The sequence below is a fragment of the Aliidiomarina quisquiliarum genome (assembly GCF_023922585.1).
GTDB classification, from domain to species: Bacteria; Pseudomonadota; Gammaproteobacteria; order Enterobacterales; family Alteromonadaceae; genus Aliidiomarina; species Aliidiomarina quisquiliarum.
In genome coordinates this window covers 171221-194874 of the sequence record NZ_JAMFTN010000021.1, presented here as the reverse complement: position 1 = coordinate 194874, position 23654 = coordinate 171221, and the positions used below count along the sequence as shown (strand labels likewise).

Annotated in this window: 20 protein-coding genes; 4 read left to right on the top strand and 16 right to left on the bottom strand. The window is 48.0% G+C overall.

The window, feature by feature from the left end; all coding sequences use genetic code 11:
• Positions 1–349: 349 nt before the first annotated feature.
• Complete coding sequence (locus M1L23_RS08900) at positions 350–1495, top strand: saccharopine dehydrogenase family protein (protein ID WP_252626977.1); 1146 nt, start codon at positions 350–352, stop codon at positions 1493–1495.
• A gap of 209 nt (positions 1496–1704) precedes the next feature.
• Positions 1705–3648, top strand: coding sequence for a sigma-54-dependent Fis family transcriptional regulator (locus tag M1L23_RS08895; RefSeq protein ID WP_252626976.1), 1944 nt, complete (start codon positions 1705–1707; stop codon positions 3646–3648).
• Between the two features lie 878 nt (positions 3649–4526).
• Here the strand turns inward: M1L23_RS08895 and M1L23_RS08890 are convergent.
• The 3 genes from M1L23_RS08890 to guaB form a co-directional block, all read right to left on the bottom strand.
• The gene (locus M1L23_RS08890) at positions 4527–6029 is read right to left on the bottom strand and encodes a transposase (RefSeq protein WP_252626975.1); all 1503 of its coding nucleotides are present in this window, start codon (positions 6027–6029) and stop codon (positions 4527–4529) included.
• 111 nt (positions 6030–6140) lie between these two features.
• Positions 6141–7718, bottom strand: a complete 1578-nt coding sequence (gene guaA, locus M1L23_RS08885) for a glutamine-hydrolyzing GMP synthase (RefSeq protein ID WP_252626974.1) — start codon at positions 7716–7718, stop codon at positions 6141–6143.
• Between the two features lie 49 nt (positions 7719–7767).
• Positions 7768–9234, bottom strand: a complete 1467-nt coding sequence (guaB, locus tag M1L23_RS08880; protein ID WP_252626973.1) for an IMP dehydrogenase — start codon at positions 9232–9234, stop codon at positions 7768–7770.
• Positions 9235–9368: 134 nt separating this feature from the next.
• Between guaB and xseA the strand changes: the two genes are divergently transcribed.
• Positions 9369–10724 (top strand): exodeoxyribonuclease VII large subunit, encoded by a 1356-nt coding sequence (xseA, locus tag M1L23_RS08875; RefSeq protein ID WP_252626972.1) that lies wholly within the window; start codon positions 9369–9371, stop codon positions 10722–10724.
• Here xseA and M1L23_RS08870 read toward each other — a convergent pair.
• The 13 genes from M1L23_RS08870 to gspC all read right to left on the bottom strand — a co-directional run bounded on the left by M1L23_RS08870 (position 10721) and on the right by gspC (position 23017).
• Complete coding sequence (locus M1L23_RS08870) at positions 10721–11563, bottom strand: mechanosensitive ion channel domain-containing protein (RefSeq protein WP_252626971.1); 843 nt, start codon at positions 11561–11563, stop codon at positions 10721–10723. The two genes, xseA and M1L23_RS08870, sit on opposite strands and share 4 nt — an antisense overlap.
• 88 nt (positions 11564–11651) lie before the next feature.
• Positions 11652–12404, bottom strand: a complete 753-nt coding sequence (locus M1L23_RS08865; RefSeq protein ID WP_252626970.1) for a type II secretion system protein N — start codon at positions 12402–12404, stop codon at positions 11652–11654.
• Position 12405: 1 nt separating this feature from the next.
• Positions 12406–12969, bottom strand: coding sequence for a type II secretion system protein M (locus tag M1L23_RS08860; RefSeq protein WP_252626969.1), 564 nt, complete (start codon positions 12967–12969; stop codon positions 12406–12408).
• Positions 12969–14165 (bottom strand): type II secretion system protein GspL, encoded by a 1197-nt coding sequence (gene gspL / locus M1L23_RS08855; protein WP_252626968.1) that lies wholly within the window; start codon positions 14163–14165, stop codon positions 12969–12971. Before gspL ends, M1L23_RS08860 begins: the two co-directional genes overlap by 1 nt.
• Positions 14158–15198 (bottom strand): type II secretion system minor pseudopilin GspK, encoded by a 1041-nt coding sequence (gspK, locus tag M1L23_RS08850; protein ID WP_252626967.1) that lies wholly within the window; start codon positions 15196–15198, stop codon positions 14158–14160. The genes gspL and gspK overlap by 8 nt, the downstream gene beginning before the upstream one ends.
• Positions 15195–15806, bottom strand: a complete 612-nt coding sequence (gene gspJ / locus M1L23_RS08845; protein ID WP_252626966.1) for a type II secretion system minor pseudopilin GspJ — start codon at positions 15804–15806, stop codon at positions 15195–15197. Before gspJ ends, gspK begins: the two co-directional genes overlap by 4 nt.
• Complete coding sequence (gene gspI, locus M1L23_RS08840) at positions 15806–16180, bottom strand: type II secretion system minor pseudopilin GspI (RefSeq protein WP_252626965.1); 375 nt, start codon at positions 16178–16180, stop codon at positions 15806–15808. The genes gspJ and gspI overlap by 1 nt, the downstream gene beginning before the upstream one ends.
• Entirely contained in the window at positions 16174–16779 is a 606-nt protein-coding gene (locus M1L23_RS08835) for a pilus assembly FimT family protein (RefSeq protein ID WP_252626964.1), read from the bottom strand. The genes gspI and M1L23_RS08835 overlap by 7 nt, the downstream gene beginning before the upstream one ends.
• An 11-nt stretch (positions 16780–16790) precedes the next feature.
• The gene (gene gspG / locus M1L23_RS08830; protein ID WP_252627127.1) at positions 16791–17231 is read right to left on the bottom strand and encodes a type II secretion system major pseudopilin GspG; all 441 of its coding nucleotides are present in this window, start codon (positions 17229–17231) and stop codon (positions 16791–16793) included.
• A gap of 14 nt (positions 17232–17245) precedes the next feature.
• Positions 17246–18466: a type II secretion system inner membrane protein GspF gene (gene gspF, locus M1L23_RS08825; RefSeq protein ID WP_252626963.1), complete on the bottom strand. Its 1221-nt coding sequence runs from the start codon at positions 18464–18466 to the stop codon at positions 17246–17248.
• A complete protein-coding gene (gspE, locus tag M1L23_RS08820) occupies positions 18466–20070 on the bottom strand; it encodes a type II secretion system ATPase GspE (RefSeq protein ID WP_252626962.1) in 1605 nt (534 codons plus the stop codon). Before gspE ends, gspF begins: the two co-directional genes overlap by 1 nt.
• Positions 20042–22123 (bottom strand): type II secretion system secretin GspD, encoded by a 2082-nt coding sequence (gene gspD, locus M1L23_RS08815; protein WP_252626961.1) that lies wholly within the window; start codon positions 22121–22123, stop codon positions 20042–20044. Before gspD ends, gspE begins: the two co-directional genes overlap by 29 nt.
• A gap of 9 nt (positions 22124–22132) precedes the next feature.
• The gene (gspC, locus tag M1L23_RS08810) at positions 22133–23017 is read right to left on the bottom strand and encodes a type II secretion system protein GspC (protein ID WP_252626960.1); all 885 of its coding nucleotides are present in this window, start codon (positions 23015–23017) and stop codon (positions 22133–22135) included.
• A 232-nt stretch (positions 23018–23249) separates the two neighbouring features.
• On the opposite strand from gspC, the gene hslR reads away from it, so the two are divergent.
• Positions 23250–23648 (top strand): ribosome-associated heat shock protein Hsp15, encoded by a 399-nt coding sequence (gene hslR, locus M1L23_RS08805; RefSeq protein WP_252626959.1) that lies wholly within the window; start codon positions 23250–23252, stop codon positions 23646–23648.
• Positions 23649–23654: the final 6 nt, after the last annotated feature.

The following is a 23654-nucleotide window of genomic DNA, read 5'->3' as shown; positions in this document are numbered from 1 at the left end:
AACTTCCTTTACAGGAAGTTTTTTTATTTTATATGAGACTCTTGAAACAGTTTGTGTGAGACTGAGACACTAACTGTTTGGGGGTATGAATAAAAATAAATGAGAAAGCACAATTCCGTCAAGGTTATTCAAGGTTTTGACTCTCTTTTTCAAAGTTGGCATACTTCTTGCTTATTTATATTAGCGAAGAAGCTGAGAGGAGGGAGGATGAAGCAATAAATAAGTTTGTGTAAGGGGTTTCATGAGTGAAAAATAAAAGAACATGCAACAACCAAAAAGTATATAGGGGAAATCAATTCTATTAAATCGAATGTAAACCCTATATAAACACGTTAAAGGAGTAGATATTATGTCCAAGATTTTAGTGTTAGGTGGGGCTGGAACAGAAGGTTCGGTACTAGCTCGGGACTTAGTGATTAGTAAGGTGGAAGAGGTTGTATTAGCAGACTTCAATATTGAAAGAGCGCAAGAACTTGCTAAAGAATTACAATCAGCAGGCAATAGTAAAGTTACAGCAGTTAAAGCAGATGCGAATAAACATGACGAGTTAGTAAGTCTTATAAAAGAGGAAAACCCAAATGTTGTATGTAACCTCATTGGTCCATTTTACAAATTTGGGGAACCGATTGTTAAAGCAGTGATCGAAGCAGGCGTTCCATACGTAGATATCAATGATGATTATAAACCTACGTTAGAAATAATGAAAAATCTAAACGATGCCGCCATAAAGGCGAACATTCCTGTCATTATCGGTGCTGGGGTTTCCCCTGGATTAACGAACTTATTCAGTAAACATGCCTTCACTCAACTGGATGAAACAGATGATATTACGATTGACTGGATATGGCCATCACTAGCTGGTGGAGGGCCAGGTGTATTTAACCACTTCTTCCATATATTAAGCGGCGATTCCCTTCAATTTGTGGAAGGAAAACATACGGGTATTCCAGCTGGAACAGAAAAAACGAGATTAACTTCAACAGATGCTAAATATAATGGGGATATTTTTTACGTAGGCCATGCGGAACCTGCAACGATCCCAAGGTATATTGATGGAGTGCAGAATGTTACGGTTCGTGGTGGTTTGATTCCTACCGCAGCGACAGAGCTTTACTTTAAATTCATGGAAGCTGGATTAAATGATGATGAACCTATTGAAGTGAATGGAAAAACGTTTAATTTAGCTGAGGTTTCAATGGGTATCATGGAACGTAGATTTAAAGATGTAAAGGAAGCTAAAGATGTCAACGGCTATTTCAAAGTAACAGTCGAAGGGAAAAAAGATGGTTTCGATAAAAAGTATATTTATGAAATAGCTGAAAATGGTGCACATATGACAGCATGGACTGCTTCTACTATTGCCCAAACAATAGCTGAAGGTAAAATAAATTACGTGGGTGTCCATGCACCTGAAGTTTTGGATCGTGAACAAATTGAAACTATTTTTAGTAAACTTAAAGACAAAGGGTTTACAATCAAAATTAGTGAAGAATAAAATAAATGGAAAAAAGGGGCTGTCCGAAAAGACAGCCCCTTTTTAGTCATCATCAGATCTCCTCGGTACACATCCTATACTGTTTTCACAGAAAACTAGAAGCCAATGTTGCCCTATGATAAAAAATACTAAGGAATGATAAACATAGTCGATCTTTTAAACTGTTTGGATGTGCCTTTACACCAATATCAATTTCACTGTATAATTGTATGAAAATTCAGAATAATTTTGATTGGGAGTTGGTCTGGTTGAATAGAAAAATGACATATTCCAAACGTATCCCATCTAAGTCAATTTCCAAAATTCAAAACGCATGGGAAAGATCTAAGAAGTTTGGCGTTAACCCCTTTCAAAAGCAGGTAAGTAGAAATGTAACTTCAAATGAATTAATTGATCATCAAGAGAGAAATGAAAAATTACTATATTATGCCGAGAAAAATCTGAAGCCCCTTATTCCGTTTTTAGAAGACTCTGAAACCTTTATAACCATAGGAGATACAAATGGACTGCTTTTGGAGTCTTATGGGGGAAATGACGTAAAAAAACAAGCGGGGAAAATAAATTTTCTCCCTGGAGCTGTTTGGAGCGAAGAAACAGCAGGAACCAATGCGATTGGTACCGTCATTAATAATAAGAAACCGATTCAAATTTTATTTACAGAACATTTTAGTGAGGGTTGGCATGATTGGTTTTGTGCAGCAGCTCCGATTCTAAACCCATTTACGGAAGAATTAATGGGGGTTCTTGATTTATCGGGTAAATGGAAGAATATTAATTCTCACACTTTGGGATTGGCTATTTCGAAAGCGAATAATATCACGAAACAGATTGAAGGCTTTTTATATCAAGAAGGATTAACAATGAATCCTTTTCTTATGACATTACTTGGCTCTCTCGAAGATGGCGTGATGATCGTTGATGGAAAAAAGAACATATTGAAAATGAATGAAATCATGAAATCATTCATTCCTAGCATTGAAAAAGACCAAAGTCTTATTGCACACCCTCAAATAGAAAGATTGCTTGATTCTATTCTAAGTAACAAGCAATCCATGGTTGAAGAGGAAATATGGATGAGTCATAAGAATGAAAGATTTATCTGTACAGCACACCCGATCGTGATGGACCATAATCATCTGCTAGGTGTTTTTGTTCGTTTACGAAAAAGCATACTGACCATTCAGGCAACAAATAAAGGTAAAACGATCGACGAACGTCCTATTAAAAAGAATTCTGAAGCTTACACATTTGATCATATGATTGGTTCCTCACCAGACTTTGTTAAAGTAGTGAAAAAAGCAAAAAAGGCAGCAACTTTAAGTTCAACGCTCCTTTTGAATGGAGAATCAGGAACAGGAAAAGAATGGTTTGCACAATCGATTCATAACGCTAGTGAAAGAGCGAATCAACCATTCATCGCTCTAAACTGTGGGGCTATTCCACGGGAATTGGTAGCGAGTGAATTATTTGGTTATGCACAAGGGGCTTTTACTGGGGCTAGGAATAAGGGGAATCCAGGTAAGTTTGAGTTAGCGAATGGTGGAACGATTTTCCTCGATGAAATTGGGGACATGCCATTAGATGCACAGGTCCATTTACTACGGGTTCTTGAAGAAAGAGTGGTCACGCGAATTGGAGGAAATACACCCATTCCTGTGGATGTCCGCGTGATTGCAGCGACACATAAGAATCTTTACGAAGCTGTAGAGAATGGAACTTTTAGAAAAGATTTATATTTTCGTCTTCGAGTCATTCAATTGGAAATCCCTAGTTTACGAGAAAGAGCTGAAGATATCCCTCTATTTGTCCATCATTTTATCCGCCAATTAAGTGGTGAATTCGGAAAAAAACGGATTGACGTACATCCCGAAACGATGGACTATTTACAATCCCATTCATGGACGGGAAATATCCGTGAGCTTAAAAATGTTGTGGAACAGGCACTTTTCAATATGGAAGGTGATCTGATTCTCCCTTGTGATCTACCACCAGAAGTATTAGAAGGGAAGGAGGAAAGGGAAGAATCTGAAAAAAATCAACTGATTTTAGCCATAGAAAATGCTGACAAGAATATTTCAAAAGCAGCAGAGCGTCTAGGAGTTTCTAGAACCACTATGTATAGAAAGATGAAAAAATATGGGATTACCATTTAAATCATGACGTGATTCACCATTCAAACTTCCGTTGCCGGAAGTTTTTTTATTTTTTCCGGCCATAACTGCAAGTCAAGATCCCTACCTCAAAATGACCAGTACACAAGCAAGCTAGTAGGAGGAGGGCTGCCCAAAGGCCTGATTGGTAAGAAACAGTGAATCTTACCTCTGCGAAAGTAGAGGTTTGGTTTGCAAGTGAGACCAGCAGGCCCTTGAACCAATTAAGTTCGCACTGCTGCTCTGCACAGTAGCTAAAGATTGCGGCAGTAGATTAGGTAAAACCAGGTAACCCACCACTGATAAAAATTTCACATTACATGAAACACTTGTAACAGTTTGTGTGACAGTGAGACACAAACTGTTTCAAGGACGAAGTGTAAAAAACAACCTCAAAACATGATTTTTCCGATGTTATTCAAGGTTTTGACTCTCTTTTTCAAAGTTGGCACACTTCTTGCTTATTTATATAAGCAAAGAGGATGAAAGGAGGAGGGATTAAACAAAAAGTAATTATGTAAGGGATTCCAAGAATGAAAATAATCTTTAACTAAAGGGGGAATAGTGAATGAGTCTATTAATGACGATTGATAATGGAGGTACGTTTACAGATGCTTGCTTAATTGATAAAGAGCGAGTCATTCAAACGAAGAGTATAGGAAGAATAAACGCCGTTTTTCTCCAAGTCCAGCCACTGTAGACCGCGAATGACGGCCTGCTTTGCCAGTGGGTGATTCTGAATCCGGCCCGTGTAGCCATCGATCCCGCCGAAAATTCACCCGTTTTTCCCGACAGCCGGGGCCAACCCAAGCCGCCGGCATAACGCATCCCTGCCGCGGCTGAATTACCGCAGCATCGTGATCGGAATCGTTTGGGACGGGTCAGGTAAACAGACCCGGCGACAGGCCAGCCGGTGGTGCCCGGCTCTCGGGCAACGGGCTGGACTCGTTGGTTTCGGCTTTTTGCTTCAGATGGTCGAGGATCTGCTTGATCACTACCGGATCTTCAATACAGGCAATCACCTTCATGGCACCGCCGCATTCGCTGCAAGTCTCGATGTCGATTTGGAATACACGCTTGAGCCGCTGTGCCCATTTCATCGACGCTCGCCGCCCAGCGGGTGTTGGCGGCTCATCCGATACCTTGACCTTTTTGCTCCCCTTGCCCCTCATGGCAGGTGTAACCAGGGCGCGGTGCTTGCTGTTGGGCGCAAACACCCCATGAAACCGGGTAAGGTTCACACGTGGCTTCGGCACCAACGCCGACAGTCTTGCGATGAAGTCCAGCGGCTCAAAGATCACATGCGTGGTGCCGTCCCGGTACGGCGTCTTAAGCTGGTAGCGCACGTTGCCATTCTTCGTGAGCGACAGCCGTTTCTCAGACACCGCCGGGCGGCTGATGTAGTGGCACAGCCGTTCGAGTTTGCTGCGCTCATGGGCCTTGGCCGCTACGCCGGCATGTAGCGAGAAACCGGCAACCTTACCGGGCATGTCACCAAACTGATCTTCCGGGTCGCAGGCGGGCAGTGTCTGCAGGGTGAACACCTTGCGCCCTGCCTGTGGCCCCACGGCGATGCGATACGTGATGGAATGCCCCAGCAGTGGAGCCATCGCATCTTCATCCACCGCATCCAAGGCCAGGTAACTGTTTTCAGCATCCCGCTCCAGTAGGCCTTGCCGCTCCAAATAGCGGCCGACCCGATGGGCGATGGTGTGCGCCAGTTGGGTGAGTTCGGCGCTGGTCGGCGCCCTGACCCAGAGGAACTGGGCTGTTCCATTGGGACGCTCAACGTACACGCCATCGAGGAACAGCATGTGAAAGTGAATGTTGAGGTTCAGTGCACTGCCGAAGCGCTGGATCAGGGTGACGGCACCGGTCTTGGCCGCTTGGTGGGTATAGCCCGCTTTCTTGACCAGATGCGTGGCGATGACGCGGTAAACGATGCCCAACACCCGGCTCATGACCTCCGGCCGGCTGGCGAACAGAAAGCGCAATTGAAAGGGAAAGCTGAGTACCCATTGGCGCATGGGCTGTACGGGCAGAACCTCATCGACCAGTAGCGCGGCGCTTTCGGCCATACGCCGTGCGCCACAACTAGGACAGAAGCCCCGACGTTTGCAGCTGAACGCAACCAGGTGCTCAGCGTGACACGACTCACAACGCACCCGCAGAAAGCCGTGTTCGAGACGGCCGCATTTGAGGTAGGCGTCAAACTCGCGTTGCACATAACCGGGCAGTTCCCTGCCCTGCGCCGCCAAATGGGCAGCGAACGTCGGGTAGTATTCTTCGACGATCCGATAGAGCAGGGTTTGCTCGGGCCGGTGACGCTGGTAACGACCAGTGTTCTCGTCCCGGCTGGCCATCCTGGCCGCCACTTGGGGCATGATCCGCATCCTTGCGATACTGTGTTTTTATACAGTTTATCGCTCAGCTGCGAGATATTGAAGTCTCAGCTGTGATGCCAGCCAGTGCCAGACATTGCCTGTGAGTGCCAGTCACTCCCACTCAATCGTTGCCGGTGGCTTACCTGAAATGTCGTATACAACCCGTGAAATACCATCAATTTCATTGATAATACGGTTCGACACGCGCTCAAGCAGCTCGTAAGGTAAATGCGCCCAGCGGGCGGTCATAAAGTCGATGGTTTCTACGGCACGCACAGCCACTACCCAGTCGTATTTACGGGCGTCGCCCATTACACCAACGCTTTTCACTGGCAGGAACACCACAAAGGCTTGGCTAACTTTATGGTATAAGTCGGCGCTGTATAGCTCTTCAATAAAAATAGCATCGGCGCGGCGTAATAAGTCGCAATACTCTTTTTTCACTTCGCCGAGTACCCGTACGCCTAAGCCTGGCCCTGGGAATGGGTGGCGAAACAGCATGTCGTAGGGTAAGCCAAGTTCAAGACCAATTTTGCGTACTTCGTCTTTAAACAATTCACGCAAAGGCTCTACTAAGCCCATTTTCATGTCGGCAGGTAAACCACCCACGTTATGGTGCGACTTAATAACCTGAGCTTTACCTGTTTTTGAACCGGCTGATTCAATCACGTCAGGATAAATAGTACCTTGCGCCAGCCAATTCACGTCGGTTAACGCTTTTGCTTGTTCGTCGAAAACTTCAATAAACACTCGGCCAATTATTTTACGCTTAGCTTCAGGTTCACTGGTACCAGCTAAGGCCGATAAGAAACGTTCTTCCGCGTCTACTTTAATAATATTAAGGCCGAAGTGGTCGCCGAACATGTCCATTACTTGCTGGCCTTCATTTAATCGCAACAAGCCATTGTCAACGAACACACAGGTAAGCTGGCTGCCAATTGCACGGTGCAGCAGCATGGCCGTAACCGACGAGTCAACCCCGCCGGACAAGCCCAAAATAACTTTGCCAGAGCCTACTTGTTCTTTAATACGGGCAATTGCGTCGTCGATAATAGTGGCCGGTGTCCAGTGTTTTTCGCACTTACAAATGTCGACCACAAAATGCTCAAGCATGCGTAAGCCTTGCTTGGTGTGGGTAACTTCGGGGTGAAATTGAACGCCGTAAAACCGCTTGGCTTCGTTGGCGATAGCCGCATGAGGGCAATGCTCGGTTTTGGCAATGGTGCTAAAGCCTGTGGGAATGTCGACCACTTTGTCGCCATGGCTCATCCACACGTCGAGCAAGGGTGCGCCATTTTCTGCAATAGCGTCTTCAATGTTAGCAAACAATGGGCTTTCACCCATACGCTCAAGCCGTGCATGGCCAAATTCACGCTCGCTCGAGCCTGCCACCTTGCCACCTAGCTGCAAACACATGGTTTGCATGCCGTAACACACGCCTAATAACGGTACGCCGGCATTAAATACATATTGTGGCGCCCGTGGCGAGCCCGCATCGAGCACGCTGTCGGGACCACCAGATAAAATAATGCCGTCTGGGGCAAAATTGCGAATTTCTTCTTCGCTTGATTCCCAGTCCCATAATTCGCAATACACGCCAATTTCACGTACCCGGCGAGCAATAAGCTGGCTAAATTGAGAGCCGAAATCAAGAACAAGAATACGGTGCTGATGAATATCTTGAGTCATGGTGTCCACTTTAAGTAAATGCGGCCACTAAAGTGGCCGCTTTAATAAATTAACCTAACCGATAGTTTGGCGCTTCTTTGGTAATTTGCACGTCGTGCACATGCGATTCACCCATACCGGCAGCGGTTACTTTCACAAACTGCGGCTTGGTGCGTAAGGTTTCAATGTCTGCTGAACCTGTTAGCCCCATAGCTGAGCGCAACCCACCCATTTGTTGGTGAATAATGTTGCCAATAGGGCCTTTGTAGGCCACTCGACCTTCAATGCCTTCAGGTACTAGTTTGTCGGCTTGGTTTGACGTTTGGAAATAACGATCAGACGAGCCGTGGCTTTGGTCCATGGCGCCTAAGCTGCCCATGCCCCGGTACGACTTATAGTAGCGGCCTTGGTAAAGCTCAACTTCGCCAGGTGCTTCTTCGGTACCCGCAAGCATACTGCCTACCATAACCGAGCTTGCGCCAGCGGCAATTGCTTTAGCAATGTCGCCAGAAAAACGCACTCCGCCGTCGGCAATCACTGGAATATTGCGCCCTTCTAGGGCTGCTACCGCATTCGAAATAGCGGTTATTTGTGGTACGCCACAGCCAGTAACAATACGGGTGGTACAAATTGAACCTGGGCCAATACCTACCTTCACGGCGTTCACGCCAGCATCGGCAAGCGCCAAGGCGCCTTCGCCAGTGGCCACGTTGCCGCCAACAATTTGCATGTCCGGATAGTTTTGTCTTACCCAACGTACCCGCTCAAGCACACCTTCAGAATGGCCATGGGAGGTGTCGACCAAAATAACGTCAACGCCAGCTTCTATTAAGGCGGCTACACGCTCTTCGGTACCGGCGCCAACACCTACCGCAGCACCTACACGCAAGCGGCCTAATTCGTCTTTACAGGCGTTAGGTTTATTGGCTGCTTTTTCAAAGTCTTTTAAGGTAATCATACCTTTTAGTTCATGCTGGTCGTTCACTACCAATATTTTTTCAATGCGGTACTTATGCATGAGCTCGAGAATAGTTTCGCTGTCGGTATTTTCTTTCACCGTAATTAAGCGCTCTTCCGGCGTCATAACATCGGCTACTTTTAAATGATTAGAATTTTCTGAGCGGGTATCACGGCCAGTAACAATGCCTACTAAGCGATTGTTTTCCACCACCGGGAAACCATGAAAGCCATGTTCTTGGGCTAAGGCTTTTACTTCATGTAAGGTGGTGTCGGGAGAAACTGTAACCGGGTCGGCCACTGTGCCGCTTTCATATTTTTTCACTTTACGCACGTGGGCAGCTTGTTCGGCAATGCTCATGTTTTTGTGAATAAAACCCATGCCACCTTCTTGGGCAAGGGCAATAGCAAGGCCAGCTTCTGTTACCGTGTCCATAGCGGCGGACACTAGCGGAATATTTAATTCAATGGTTTGGGTTAATTTGGTGTTAAGCTTTGCCGTGTTAGGCAGCACTGTAGAGTGCGCGGGCAAAAGTAGCACGTCGTCGAAAGTTAAAGCTTCTTGGGCAAGTCGTAGCATGGCAACATCTCTCTCTTTTTGAACCACCACAGGGACACTACAGGTGGGTACAATGTTGCGGCGGTATTTTACTCACACCGACGCATACAGTAAACTAAAATTTGCAATTAATATTTAAAAGGCTCTTAACCACCATGCTTTATGCCAATAATGAAACTGCTAAACGCGATATTTACACAGTAACGCGGTTAAACCGTGAAGTACGCCAGTTTCTTGAACAACAGTGGGCAAGTATTTGGTTAGTGGGCGAAATATCGAACTTTTCGCGCCCGGGCTCTGGCCATTGGTATTTCACTTTGAAAGACAATGACGCCCAAATAAGTTGTGCCATGTTCCGTGGCAATAACCAACGCGTTCGGGTTGCTGTGAACGCGGGCATGCAGGTAATGGTGCGGGCACGCATAAGTTTGTACGAGCCCCGTGGTAATTACCAATTGATCGTCGAACATTTAGAGCCCGCCGGCGACGGTTTACTGCAACAGCGCTATGAAGAATTAAAGCGCTTGCTTACTGCCGAAGGGCTATTTGCTCCTGAACAGAAAAAGCAAATTCCCGCGCAAGTACAAAAACTAGGGGTAATTACTTCGCCTTCTGGGGCAGCCCTGCACGATGTTTTGGCGGTGTTAAAACGCCGCGATCCAAGTTTACAGATTACGGTGTATCCCACCCAAGTACAAGGTGCAGAAGCGCCGGCCGCCATACGCCGAGCCTTAGCTACTGCAATACGCCGTAACGAAGTTGAGGTACTGTTAATTACCCGCGGTGGCGGCTCGCTAGAAGACTTATGGGCCTTTAATGACGAAGCCTTAGCCCGCGACATTGCTGCTTGCCCTATTGTTACCGTTAGTGCCGTTGGCCATGAAGTAGACTTTACCATTGCCGACTTTGTGGCTGACTTACGGGCCGCAACGCCTTCAGCTGCCGCCGAGTTACTCAGCCAAGATAAGCAGTCGCATGTACAGTATTTAATGCAGTTACGCGCCCGTACTTGGCGTGCTTGGAAAGCGGCTTTGCAAAATAAACAGCTGCACTTAAACCATTTAATAGCCCGTTTACAGCCGTTAAACCCGAAACGCCGCATTGAACAGCAAGCACAGTTGCTTGATAGCCTTGAAGCACGCTTGCAGCGCGCCATGGGCTACCGGCTTAGCGCCGTCATTGCTACGCAGCGCGGCTTACAGCACCGGCTAGCCCAGCAACACCCAAGCCGCGACATTCTTGAGCACCAACAGAGCTTAGCAAAAAGCCGGCAGCGCCTAAACCTGGCGATACTGGCTTTAATAAATGAAAAAGTACGCCGTTTTACTGCCAGCCAACAAGCACTGCACATTGTTAGCCCGCTGAATACCTTAGCGAGAGGCTATTCGATGACCTTCGACGCCAACCAACAGTTGGTTCGTAGCGCCGATGCGCTAGAGCAGGGCCAATTACTTACCACCCGTTTTGCCAGCGGTGAAGTAATTAGCCGTATTGAAACCATTAAGCCTTAGTCTTTCGATTCTAACTTAGGGTTTTCTTTGGTGTGCAAATGCACGTCCATTTGCGGGTACGGAATACCAATACCAGCCGCATCAAGGGCGTCTTTAAATTTCTCTAAGCAACCCCAATACACCGCCCAGTAGTCGGCACGGTTCACCCACGGACGCACAATAAATTTTACCGCCGAGTCACCAAGCTCTGACACGGCAATGGTTGGTTCTGGAGTTTTTAATACCCGCTCGTCGGCCATCAATATGTCTAAAAATAATTTTTTGGTGTCTTGTAGGTTAGCGTTATACGACACGCCAATAACTAAGTCGACCCGGCGCGTGGCCTCTACGGAAAAGTTAGTAATAGCCGAGGTGGTAATACGTGAATTTGGCACCACTACTTTCTTGTTGTCTGGGGTTTTTAGTACCGTAGTAAACAGCTCGATACGTTGTACCGAACCAGCTATGCCACCTGCATCAACGTAGTCGCCGGCTTTAAACGGTCGGTAAATCATGATCATAACGCCTGAAGCAAAGTTCGACAAAGAGCCCTGTAAGGCCAAACCAATAGCAAGACCAGCAGCACCTAAAATAGCGATAAAGGAAGTGGTTTGAACCCCTACATGCGACAGTGCCATAAGCACCGCAGCAATAATAATTAACGCGCGGATAATGCTGGCAAGGAAAGACACCACCATATTATCAATGGCTGAATTGTCGAGCCGGCGAATAAGAAAGTTCGCGGTAAAGCGGGCCAAAACAATACCACCAATTAAAATAAGCAGCGACACGATTAATTTAATACCAAGCCGTAAAATTAATTCTTGGTTGTCACCTATCCAGACTAAGATGTTTTCCATGCTGTACTACCTTTTCTATTGTTAAACCTGCGGGTTGCCCAACCGCTTAGTATAGCGTTATTTTAACGCCTACGGGTATTGTTTTGTGTTACAAACGAATGCGGAAACTAAATTGGCCGCTACTATCGGGCTCGCCCACCATGCGTAATAAATCGCGAATTGGGGCCGGGGTTGAACTACTTGGGCGCATAGCTACGCCAAGATCAACGTTGCCTGGCGCAAAGCGTCCGTTTACCGTTAAGCCTAAGCTATTTTCTGGGTTAACCTGCACACTAGCCCAGCCTTCTTCGCAGCCTAGCTGCATGGCGAAGTCGCCTAGGCTATGCCATTGGCGGCCAATTCTAGTTTTTACTGCGTATACGCCCACGCGCGAGTCTAAACTACTGCATACAGGGTTTCCCAATTCGAACTCTGTTATACCGAGCACAACGTCGCCCTGCAACGGCACTAGGTTAGGAATGTCTAGCCAAGCACTAAGTTTTCCGAGTTCTGCGTTAAAGCGCGCGTTTTCTACCCGCACCGAACTAAACAAGCCGGCCTGAATATGGCTACTACCGGTAATGGGGTTTGCTTCAGTAGCCGCGATGCGCACATCGGCCGCAATTTGCCCGGCTAATAAAGCGAGCGGAAAAACCTGCCATTCAATCTGCTCTAAAGCCCGGCCGTCGAACTGCACATAGTCGACACGGCCATTCCATACGGTGCCAGAAATGCCCTGTAATTGAATGTTTTCCGGTAAGGGAGCAAAGCCCACCACTAATCGAGCCGGTAAAAACACAATAAGTCCAATAAAGTACACCGCCACAGCGGCATAAATACTATAACGAATACGTTTACTCATGCTAACTCCCTGCCTTCACTTGTAAACGCCGCACCCGCACCACACCTGGGGTTGTTGTTTCTGCAACATCGAGGTTTTCTATCACCACCCCACGACTGGCTAACTGCTCTAGTAACTGCAGCAAGGCGTCGAAGCTGGCTTCATTAAAAACCAGCACTTGCGCGTCGTTTTGGGGCTGAATACGTGTTATTTCAAGCTTCAAAGCAGTTGTTGTGGTGTTTAAAAACGCCGATAACTCATTGCTAGTAAGTGGCCCTTGCCGCCCTTGCTGATGACTTTGTTGGCTTGCTTTACCTTGGTAAATAAGCCGAGCTTGGCGTTCAAACCAACGTTGATAACTTTGCTGCGACTCTAGCCTTTGTTCTGCACGAGCCACGCCTTCATGCAGCGGCTGCCAAATTCCTAACCAAAATACAGTCAGCACCACTAGGCCAGCTAGGCTGGTTAATAATAACCGCTCGCGCTTTTGTAAGGCACCCCAGCGCTGCTGTAGCTGCTGTACCTGTGGGCCAAACCGTGCGTGCCATTGCGCCCGCAGGGCCTGTTGCTTTTTCTTCCAGCCCATTATGAAGGTCTCCGTATGGTTAAGGTTCCGGCTATTTTGCCAGCACGACTGACCAACTGGCCTTGTTCTACTTCTAGCGCTTGCGCCCGCACGGCACGCTGAAATCGTTCAAAGGTTTGGAAGTTTTTACCCGTGGCTTGCACGCGTAATTCGCCCCGGCCACTGTCGAACTGTAACAGGGTTAATTCAATTTCAGTGTCTTGGAAGGCCAACACTAAGTCGTTTAGCATGCCTAGCAATTCCCCTTGGGTAGCCCCGCCAAAAGCCGCCACTTGCTGTTCTATGCGCCGCCGAGCGTCGGCAGGTAACCGTTGCTGCTCGGGGAAAAGCTCTAAATAACGGGCTTCAATATTTTGTTGCACTTGCTGGGTTTGGTGGTCTAGTTGCAGCCAGGTAACACCTAAATTGGCTAGATACACCACGCATAAAATAGCCGCGGCTATTGCTGGCCAACGCACTTGCTGCCAATTAACTGGGTTTGGCTGGTGCTGAGCAAATTCCCCTTGGCACAAATTTAATGCTGTATGGCGCCATTGTTGTACCATCGCAAATAGCGGTAAGTCGACGTTTAAAGGGCGCACCGGGGCGGGTACTTGCGGCCAGTTTAGATCGCCAATTGCTAGCAACTCTGTCGGTAACTCAGCTTCCTCAAATGCTAGGTACGGCAACCAAGCGGGGTCTACACTTGCGCCCTGCCATTGGCTTTGGCGTACCAGCCAAGTGTTATCAACCTGAGCTAGGGTCCAGCAGTTGGCTTCGTAAGGCAACAGTAAGAAGTCGGGTACTAACTGGGTTGCGGCTATATTGGCTTGGGCTAGTGCTGCAAGCCAAAATGTCATTTGTTGCCGTGCCACTACAGCCACTGGAATTGGTTCATTATTAGGGCTTTGGCTGGGCCAGGCAAAGTGTAACTGGCCAATGTCTTCGGCCACATCGTCTTCTAATGTAAAGGGAATAATTTGCTGTAAGTGCCGCCGCGACTTCGCTGGAACCGCCGCTTGGTGCATGCTTACTGCTTCACCTGCCACCGCCACATATACCTCGCGGCTACTGGCGCGCTCACTAAGCTCAGCTAACGCTGCTAGGTTGGGTAGCACACCACTGGCAATTAGTTCGCCACCACTTGCGTCGGTTATTAACCAATTTACTGGTGCCTGTGCATGTTTAGGCAGTCTTATTAGTAGTATTTCACTCATTGTTGTCATCAGCCTCATAACCGCCACGTGAACGATGCAGGATCCACGCTTTACCTTCGGTTATTTTTAATTGCGAATATCCATAAAATTCCAAATCACCATACTTTACTTGCGCGTTCAACTCAAAATACTGACTACTAACGGTGAGATCTGCCAAGTCGTCGGTAAGCGGCCCCGAGCCTGACAGCGCTTGTATTGCAGGCTCTTGTTTTATTTGTTCGAGCGACTCGAAACCTTTATTTGGCCGATTGTTCAGTAAACTTTCTGCTGCACTCAAGTCGAGTGTGCCACGAAAAAATGCCATTACTATTTCCGGTTTATCGGTTGGCACCGTATTAAGGTTCAGCTGCCAGTTAGTTTCACCCGGAATAACACACACATAGGGCTTTAAGCGTTCATAAATAGCTTGCTGATAACCAACAATTTGCCTTAATTCCGAACGGTGTGCTAATAAATTATTCGCTGCCTGATAGGGCTGTGGCAGCGACTCGTAGTCGGAGTCTTCGGCGCCCATGGCGTTGTGTAATTCTGTATCCGTGTCAAGCCAGTCTATTAGCGTGGCGGTTAATTGACGGATGGTATATTCATCGAATTCAAGCGCCGTTAATAGTTGCTGGTAGCGCTCTGTTGCTTTGGCTAAATTCGCCGTGTTGTCGGTGTCTTTGCGTAAACTATTTAAGTTAAAGCAGGCGTGTAGGTCGTATACACGGCCACCGATAAAGCCACCGCGAACGGGAAACGGCCCCTGCTGGGTAGCCCAACCCTGCTGCAAATGGGTGCGCCCTTCCGACTCTTCGTGCTCTTTTAACAGCACTTGCCGCACTAGGGCTTCGGCGCTTAGCCAGTGCCAATAGGCTTGTTCTGCATGCTCGCTGCCACTTACCCGAGCTATTTGCATTTGTAGGTGGCCACTCATTCGCGTAGCTAATATAGTTACCAGCGCCACCACTAACAACACGCTAATAATAGCTACGCCTTGGGTGCGTTGCTGTGCTAGGGGTAGGCTACTGGCGGGCTTGGCTACTGTGCTCATGGCGTTGGCTTACCACCACTGGTTAGCAGTACCCGCTCTATCATGCCCAGTTGCTCATGTTCAATACGAATATAAACACGTTCCGGTAGCTGGTGCGGCTGTAACCAACGGCTTACACGTTCGCCACTTTCGCCGCTAAATTCAACTTCGAAAGACTCCACCTGGCTGAGTAAGTCTTGCACCGTTGGCTCGCTACTGACACTGTCGACAAAGGGTTGGTAAACGCGTTGCAATACCCGTTCGCGCACCCGATAAGCTACCGGCTGTAATTCTGAACGGGGCAGCATGTGTTCTGGGTTACTCCAACCGCCACGAACAAAAACCAAAGCGCCACTGTCGCTGTCAACGGTGCTGGCTTCATTGGTTAAATATATATGCTTGGCTTGCTCGTCGGTGGCACGAATGGTTCGGGCTACCATTTGGCGCACGTCGCGGTCTATTATCAGCAAGCTAAACTGTAGTTCGGAAAGCAGTGCATGGCGTTTGCTTGAGGCTTCTTCTGCTTGTGTCATTTGGCTTAACACCGCTGCACTAGCTAAGCCAATAAGTGCCAGCACCACCATAGCCACCATTACTTCAATAAGGGTAAAGCCCCGCGTTTTATGCATTAGCGGCGCCCCACAAAAGTACTTAATTCGGCCACTACGGGGCCATTTTCGCTACGTTTTACCCGCACCGTTACTTCGCGCAAGTCGTCGGTTACGGTTTCTAACACCTGTTGCTGCCAAAACCAGGTTTGCCCGGCAAGTTCAATTTCGCCGCTGTCGTTATTACGCGGAGGCCAAGTTTTACTAGCCGCGGCCGGCGCTACCAAGTCGGCTAAGCGGTTACTGGCTACCAGTTGGCCTAGGTAACGTTCTTGCAAGTAACGGGTACTGTCTATTTGTTGGGTTGCCACCGCCAAAGCAGCTAAGGCTGCTAGGCCAAAAATAGCTAAGGCAAACATTACTTCTACCAAGGTGAAGCCACGACTTGTTACCACAATTGGTCCTCCACTAACCGTAACTGAATACCGTCGCTGCCATCAATTTGCACGGTACGATAAGCATTACCGCCACCGCTATTAGGTGCAAAACTAAGCCATTGGAGTTTAAAAGGAATAAATTCGGTACTTTCAAAAATGATCACTTGTGGTTTAGGTAGGGGCTCGTCTGTTTCGCTGTCGCTACGTTCACGAGCAGGCTCGCTGGTAAATAAAGTGTCTTTATTGGCTAAATTGTCGAACAAACGAAACTCGCCGGGAATAAAGTCGAGTTCCATATTTTCTTTTAAATGCACCCGCAGCAAGGGCTTTTCGGTAAACTCTTGCCACTTGGCTTCGTGCCAACGGTAAAAGCCGTAGCTGTCGTCTTTAAATTCAACACCAATTACCCAGTTGCGTAATAACGCCTGTTCGCGGGCGTAATGAAACTTAAGTTGAAATTCACGACGGGCGTCGCTGGTCGTTTCTCCCTGCTGGCTAGCGGGTAATTGCAGCACAATAACCAGTGCCGCAATACCAATAATAGCCACCACAAGCAGCACTTCAATAAGCGTAAAACCGCCTTGCTGCTTGCTTAGGGTGGGTTTACTAACCAGCATTAGGCCACCTGCTACTGGCTTTCAAGGTCATGCATATTCCATGTACCTATGTCGTCTTGCGTGCCGGGTTGGCCGTCGAAGCCCATGCTAAAAATGTCGTAGCGACCATTTTGCCCTGGGCTCAGTAATTGATATGGGTTGCCCCAAGGGTCGGCGGGCAAACGACGAATGTAACCAGCTTCAGGGAAGTTTCGTGGTTGTGGGTCCATTCGCGCTTTTTCCACCAGTGCTTCTAGGCCCTGTTCAGTGGTTGGGTATATGCCGTTGTCGAGCCGATACATTTCCATGGCATTTTCAAGGGCAGTTAAGTCGGAAATTACTTTTTGCCGCTCAGCTTTGTCTCGGTTACTAAACACGTTAGGAATAACCATAGTGGCTAAAATGCCAAGAATAACGATAACCACCATAAGCTCTAAAAGAGAAAAACCTGTTTGCTGCTTACTTGTACGCATACCTACACGCATAATTACAATCCTATCTGTTGGTTCAAATTCATGATTGGCGTAATAATAGCCAACACAATAAATAATACGATACTTGCCATGGTAACAATGAGCATAGGCTCAAACACTTTTAAGCTGACATTCACTACATTCGAGAACTCGTTGTCTTGGTTGTCGGCCAAGCGCCGTAGCATTTGTTCTAGTTCGCCGCTGCGTTCACCAGAGGCTATCATGTGCAACATCATTGGTGGAAATAGCTTATTTTTGCCTAAAGCCGCTCGCAAGCTAGAGCCTTCACGCAAGTCATCGGCGGCTTCTTCTACCACCTCGCGCATTCGTAAATTACTCATTACCTGCGAAGTAATTAATAAGCCGTCTAACAAAGGAATGGCCGACGCGGTTAAAATACTTAAGGTGCGGGCAAAGCGGGCAGTACTTACGCCGCGAACTAGCTTACCTACTACCGGCATATAAAGTAGCCGTGTATGCACCTGGTAACGGAACTTTTGTTGTTGTAACAAGCGCCCCCATAGCAGGGCTAAAACAATAATTGCCAACAGCGTATAAAGCCCATAGGCCTGCATCCAGTCGCTGATAACAATAAGAACCCGCGTTACCATAGGGAGTTCCGCGCCCATGTCGGTAAACTGATCAACAATTTCAGGCACCACCACGGCCAATAAAAAGCTAACTACGGCAATTGCCACTAAAGTAAGTACTGCAGGATACACCGACGCCTGCACAATTTGGCTTTTCATCATTTGCCGCTGCTCAGTGTAGTCGGCTAGGCGTTCTAGCACTTCGTCGAGATGCCCCGACTTTTCCCCGGCGCCCACCATGGCGCAGTATAAGTCGTCGAAAATTGCTGGAAAGTCGCGTAAGCCTTCAGCCAAGCTATAACCTTCCACTACTCGGCTACGCACCGACATGAGCATTTTTTGTAAGCGCGGTTTTTCCGTTTGATCAGCCACCGCTAAAAGCGCTTGCTCGATAGGTAAGGCGGCGTTTATTAAGGTGGCCAGCTGGCGGGTAATAAGAGCGAGATCCGGCGTGCTAATACCCCGCTGAAATAAACTACGTTTGCGCTTTGGGCTATGTTCGGCGGCGGCAGCAAGTTCAACATGCACAGGGAACAGGCCCTGTTCGCGCAGTTGCTGGCGAATTTGGCGTTCCGTGTCGGCTTCTAGTACACCGCTTTTTTTCTTACCGGCGGCATCAAGGGCTTGGTAGGCGAAGGCTGGCATTATTCCTCCCGCGTTACCCGCATGACTTCTTCAAGGCTGGTAATGCCCTGCAAAATTTTGTCGCGGCCGTCTTGTCGAATACTGGCGTATTTAGTGCGGGCGTAGCGTTCAATGTCTTGTTCACCTTTACCATGGTGAATTAACTCGCGTACGGTTTCGTCGACCACTAGCATTTCGTGAATTCCAGTTCGGCCACGGTAACCCGAGGCATTACAGCTGGCACAGCCCACGGCGCGATAAATTTTAGGCCTTTCACTGCAAGTTGCTGTTGTGGCTAAGGGCAAATTAAGCAGTGCCATTTCTTCGTCGCTGGCTTCATGTTGTTCGCGGCAGTCTTGGCAAAGTTTGCGCACTAACCGCTGCGACAGCACCGCTAACAGGCTAGACGATAATAGAAAAGGCTCTATACCCATGTCTTCCAAACGCGTTAACGCACCTGCGGCAGTGTTGGTGTGCAAAGTAGAAAGCACCAAGTGCCCTGTTAAACTGGCCTGTACGGCTATTTGTGCGGTTTCCGTGTCGCGTATTTCACCCACCATCACTACATCGGGGTCTTGGCGCAAAATGGCCCGTAAGCCACGGGCAAAGGTCATGTCTACTCTGGGGTTTACTTGAGTTTGGCCAATACCTTCTAAGGCATATTCAATGGGGTCTTCAACGGTGAGTATGTTGCGGTCTTTGGTGTTTATTTCCGACAGTCCCGCATACAAAGTAGTACTTTTACCCGAGCCCGTAGGCCCAGTCACTAAAATAATACCGTGTGGCTTATGAATAAGTTCGCCAAACATACTGCGGTTAGCGGCGGTCATGCCCAGTTGGGCGAGGTCTAAACGGGCGTTGTTTTTGTCGAGTAAACGTAATACTACTCGTTCGCCATGGTTCGACGGCATGGTCGACACCCGCACGTCGACAGCACGACCGGCAATAAGGAGCGAAATTCGACCGTCTTGTGGTACCCGTTTTTCGGCTATATCAAGCTGTGCCATAACTTTAATACGGCTTACCAACAGCGAGGCTAACTTTCGGTGCGGGCGTAATATTTCCCGCAACACACCGTCGATACGAAACCGTATAATTAAGTCTTTTTCAAAGGTTTCTATATGAATGTCCGACGAGCCTTCTTTAATGGCTTCGCTTAACATGGCGTTAATTAATTTAATAATTGGGGCGTCGTCTTCACTGGCTAATAAGTCTTCTGTTTTTGGCAGCTCTTCCGCCAAAGAAAACAAGTTTACTTCGTTACCAATGTCTTCCATTAGCTGCTTAGCTTCCGACGAGTCGCGCTGATAGGCCAAACCTAAAATAGCGTCGAATTCACTGCTCGGGTGCACCTGCACCGTAAACGAGCTGTCTAACATACGCCGCACTTCGTGCAGCACGTTTAATTCTACCTGCTCGCGGGTATGCACCACTGGAGTTTCGTTTTCCCACACTAGTACCACACCAAACCGCTTAGCAAATGAAAACGGAATACGTACTGGCTGCTGCCCCCTACCAACAGCCTCAAGTTGGGCGGCTAATTGCGCATCTGCGGGCAGCGCACTGTGGGCAACAGTGCTTTGTTCAGTGGTGGTTTCAGTGGTCATGGTGCTGTGCTTCGTCATTATTATTGCCAGTCGAATTTTGGCGTTCGCGCAGCAGCTGCTCAAAACTTTCTGGCAGCGGTCGGTCGGCTGGCCAGTCAGGTAATACTGGCACTACGTCGCGGCTTCGTAAGGATATGCCACGATCTTGCTGCATTAGCTGTTGGGCTCGAATATAGCTGTATTTGCGCTGGCTTAAGCCAGACATGGTGCCGTCGTCGCGTACTATCGTAGGGCGAATAAAAATCATTAAATTACGTTTACGCGTGGTTACATTGGTCGACTTAAACAAATGGCCAAGAATAGGAATGTCGCCAAGAAGCGGTACTTTAGACAAGCTTTCTTGCACGTCTTCGTCGATTAAGCCACCCAGCACAATGGTGTCGCCGTCGTTGGCTAGTACGGTTGTTTTTAGCTCGCGTTTATTAAAAATAACGTCGACACTGGTGGTTCCGGCTATGCTCGACACTTCCTGCTCTATCATTAGCTGCACCGAGTCGCCTTCGTTTACTTGTGGGGTAACCCGTAAGCGAATACCAATTTCACGCCGATCGACGGTTTGGAATGGGTTGTCGTTACTTGAGCCTGCAGTAGCACCAGTTAAGGTAGGCACTTCTTGGCCCACTAAGAACACGGCTTCTTGGTTATCTAACGTGGTAATACTAGGCGCCGACAGAATATTCGAGTTGGTATTAGTTGCTACCGCCTGCACCACTGCGGCCCAGCTGTCTTGCACGGTACCAAATAACAATCCGTTAGCCGAACCGAGTAAGTTAGCCAATAGCGACAAGTCGCCTTTTTGGTCTGGTTCGCGGGTAGTGTACTGGTTTCCTGCATTGTCCACCCGGGTAACTTCTGCTCCTGGGCGGTCTCGGGCCTGTTCTACCCCAACAGCTAACTGGCCAAGTGGTACCATGCCGCTGCCGGAATATTGTGTCATGCCGTAGTCTTCACTCACCCACTGCACACCGAAGGTGGTGCCGTCGCCTTCAAATACTTCAACAATAATAGCTTCAACCAATACTTGAGCTCGCCGAATGTCGAGCTGCCCAACCACGTCGCCAATGGCCCGTAACATGTCTGGTTGGGCGGTAATAACTAACGCATTAGTGGGCTCGTGGGCTTCAATGCTTACTTCTGCTGCCCCACGGCGATTTCGTTGTGCGGCTCCTGTACCGCCCGACGAGGCGCGCTCTTCTTCGGCAATAAGGGTAGCGGTCATGCCCCGTAGCAGGGCCACCATTTCTTCCGCTTTGGCATAGCGCAAATAAAATACCCGGGTGTTGCCACTGGTTTGCATTTCTTGGTCGAGTTGTTTAATTAGCCGTACCACCCGTTCGCGGGCGCGATCTTCTCCGCTAACTAATACTCGGTTGGTGCGTTCGTCGGCCACTAAACGCGGCACTAGCATTTCTGGGGTGTTGCTGCCTTGCTGGGCAAACACGCTTTGAGCAATGCGCACCATTTCACCCGCCGAAGCGTATTTTAATTCAACTATTTCAACTTCTTGGTTACCTACTTGGTCTACGCGACGAATAATTTCTGCTAACCGATTAACGTTTGCCGCTCGGCCGGTGATCATAATGACATTCGACACGTCGTAGTTCATTACCGCGCCACCGGAGGTTTGATCGTTTAACTGCCGTAGTAAGGGCGCTAGTTCACGTACGGAAACGTTTTCAACGGGCACAACACGGGTTACCCATTCGTCGCCCATGCGCTCGTCGCCTTCAGCTACATAAGATGGCGCATTTTTAGCGTCGCGGTCACGAATGACTTTAAGCGGCCCGGTGTCCATTTCAATAACCGCATAGCCATATACCGACAACACGTTTAAAAAGAATTGGTAGTATTCTTGGCGCGACATAACGTCGTAGCTACGCACGTTTACCCGACCGCGCACTTCCGGATCAACAATAATGGTTTTTTCCAAGTTACGGCTAACCACCTGAATAAACTCATTTATTTCAGTATTTCGAAAGCTAGCTGAAAACTCATCGTCTTGCGCACTGGCAGGCAAGGAAAATAAAGCGACGGCGAATGACAACCATGTGAGTCGTTTTAATACATGCATTACTAATACCTACTCTGCTGGTATGTAGATCTCAATATCTACATACTCTCCATCTCGTAAAATGCGCACTTGCGCCTGCGTTAGCCCTTCAAGCTGAGTCATCAGTTCTAAGGCCTCAGCCATATTGGTTAAGTCGTAACCGTTTATTGCTACTGCAAGGTCACCGGGCCGTAAACCAAATTCACGAAACATGGCTTCGTTTGCTTTGGGTGCTAACCGATAACCCACAAGGCCGTTTTCACCTTGCTGCGGGGAAATGCTAATAACTTCTAAAATTTCCAACTGCCGTGTAGTTAAGTTTACTTCTTCTGGTGCAGCGGCTGGTGCGGCTTGCACGGGCTGTGTTTGTAGCACCAAGGCCACTTCACTGCCATCGCGGCCTTCAAGCCATAAGGTTTCTAACCGATTATTATGTTCTAACAAAACCCGGTCGCTACGTATTTCTTTCACCACTGCCCTACTGCTACTAATGGTGTCGCCTGGAATATAAGTACTTTGTTCCGAGCCTTGTTGAATAATTGCAGCAGACAAATGCGGGTTGTTACTGGCGGTAACGCCAACTAAGCGAATGTTTAAGGTGGTTTCAGGCGCTTCGTTGGTGCTGGGCCGGCTAACCTCAGCACCTTTTTTACCAAATAAATGCAACCCCTGTATTCGGCTTAGATCGAGCTGCGCCACTTCGATAGAGGTTACCGGCGTGGCGCTAAGCGGCATGAGAGTTGGCGGCCCTACCGGCATTACTAGCCGCCACGTTAGTTGGGCCAGCAACCAAGCGGCAAACAGCAGAAAAACCAACCCTAAACCAGTAACAAGCGGGCTAATAAACTGCGCCGAACGAAGCCGGCCTATTAATGTTGTTGAAGCTGATGTAAGCGTTGTTATCACTTGTGCCACGGTTCTTTTAATTCTTATAAGTTAGCGGGTCATTCTATACTGCGTTGCACGCGGCAACAACCATACAACAACCTATTAACATGTTTTTTGGCAATTAAAGTTGTCTGCTTGGCCGCAAATAACCCACCTTGGTGAGTGCCATGTTACACTGAACAAATAAAATATAATGGTATTCAGCGTTATAATCTACCTTGGTAAAGCTTAGGTACTTTGTTTTGGAGAACGTTCCTTTATGTCGCAACAATCCTCGTTGGCACCACAAGTTCGGCTTGATAAATGGCTATGGGCTGCGCGTTTTTTTAAAACCAGAGGTTTAGCGCGCACGGCGGTACAAGCAGGCAAGGTGCAATATAATGGTCAGCGCACAAAGCCGGCTAAAATAGTAGAGCTAGATGCTATTATTATTGTGCCCCGAGGCTATGATCGTATGACTGTTACCGTAACAGGTTTAAGCGAGCAACGCGGCAATGCCACTAAAGCTGCCGAGCTTTACCAAGAGTCTGCTGCTAGCTTGGCTAAACGGGAAGAAAATGCCGCCGCCCGCAAGGCTAATGCATTGTATAATCCGCACCCTGAACAGCGCCCGAACAGTAAACAGCGGCGCGAACTTATTAAATTCAAAAATCAATAGGCTTTA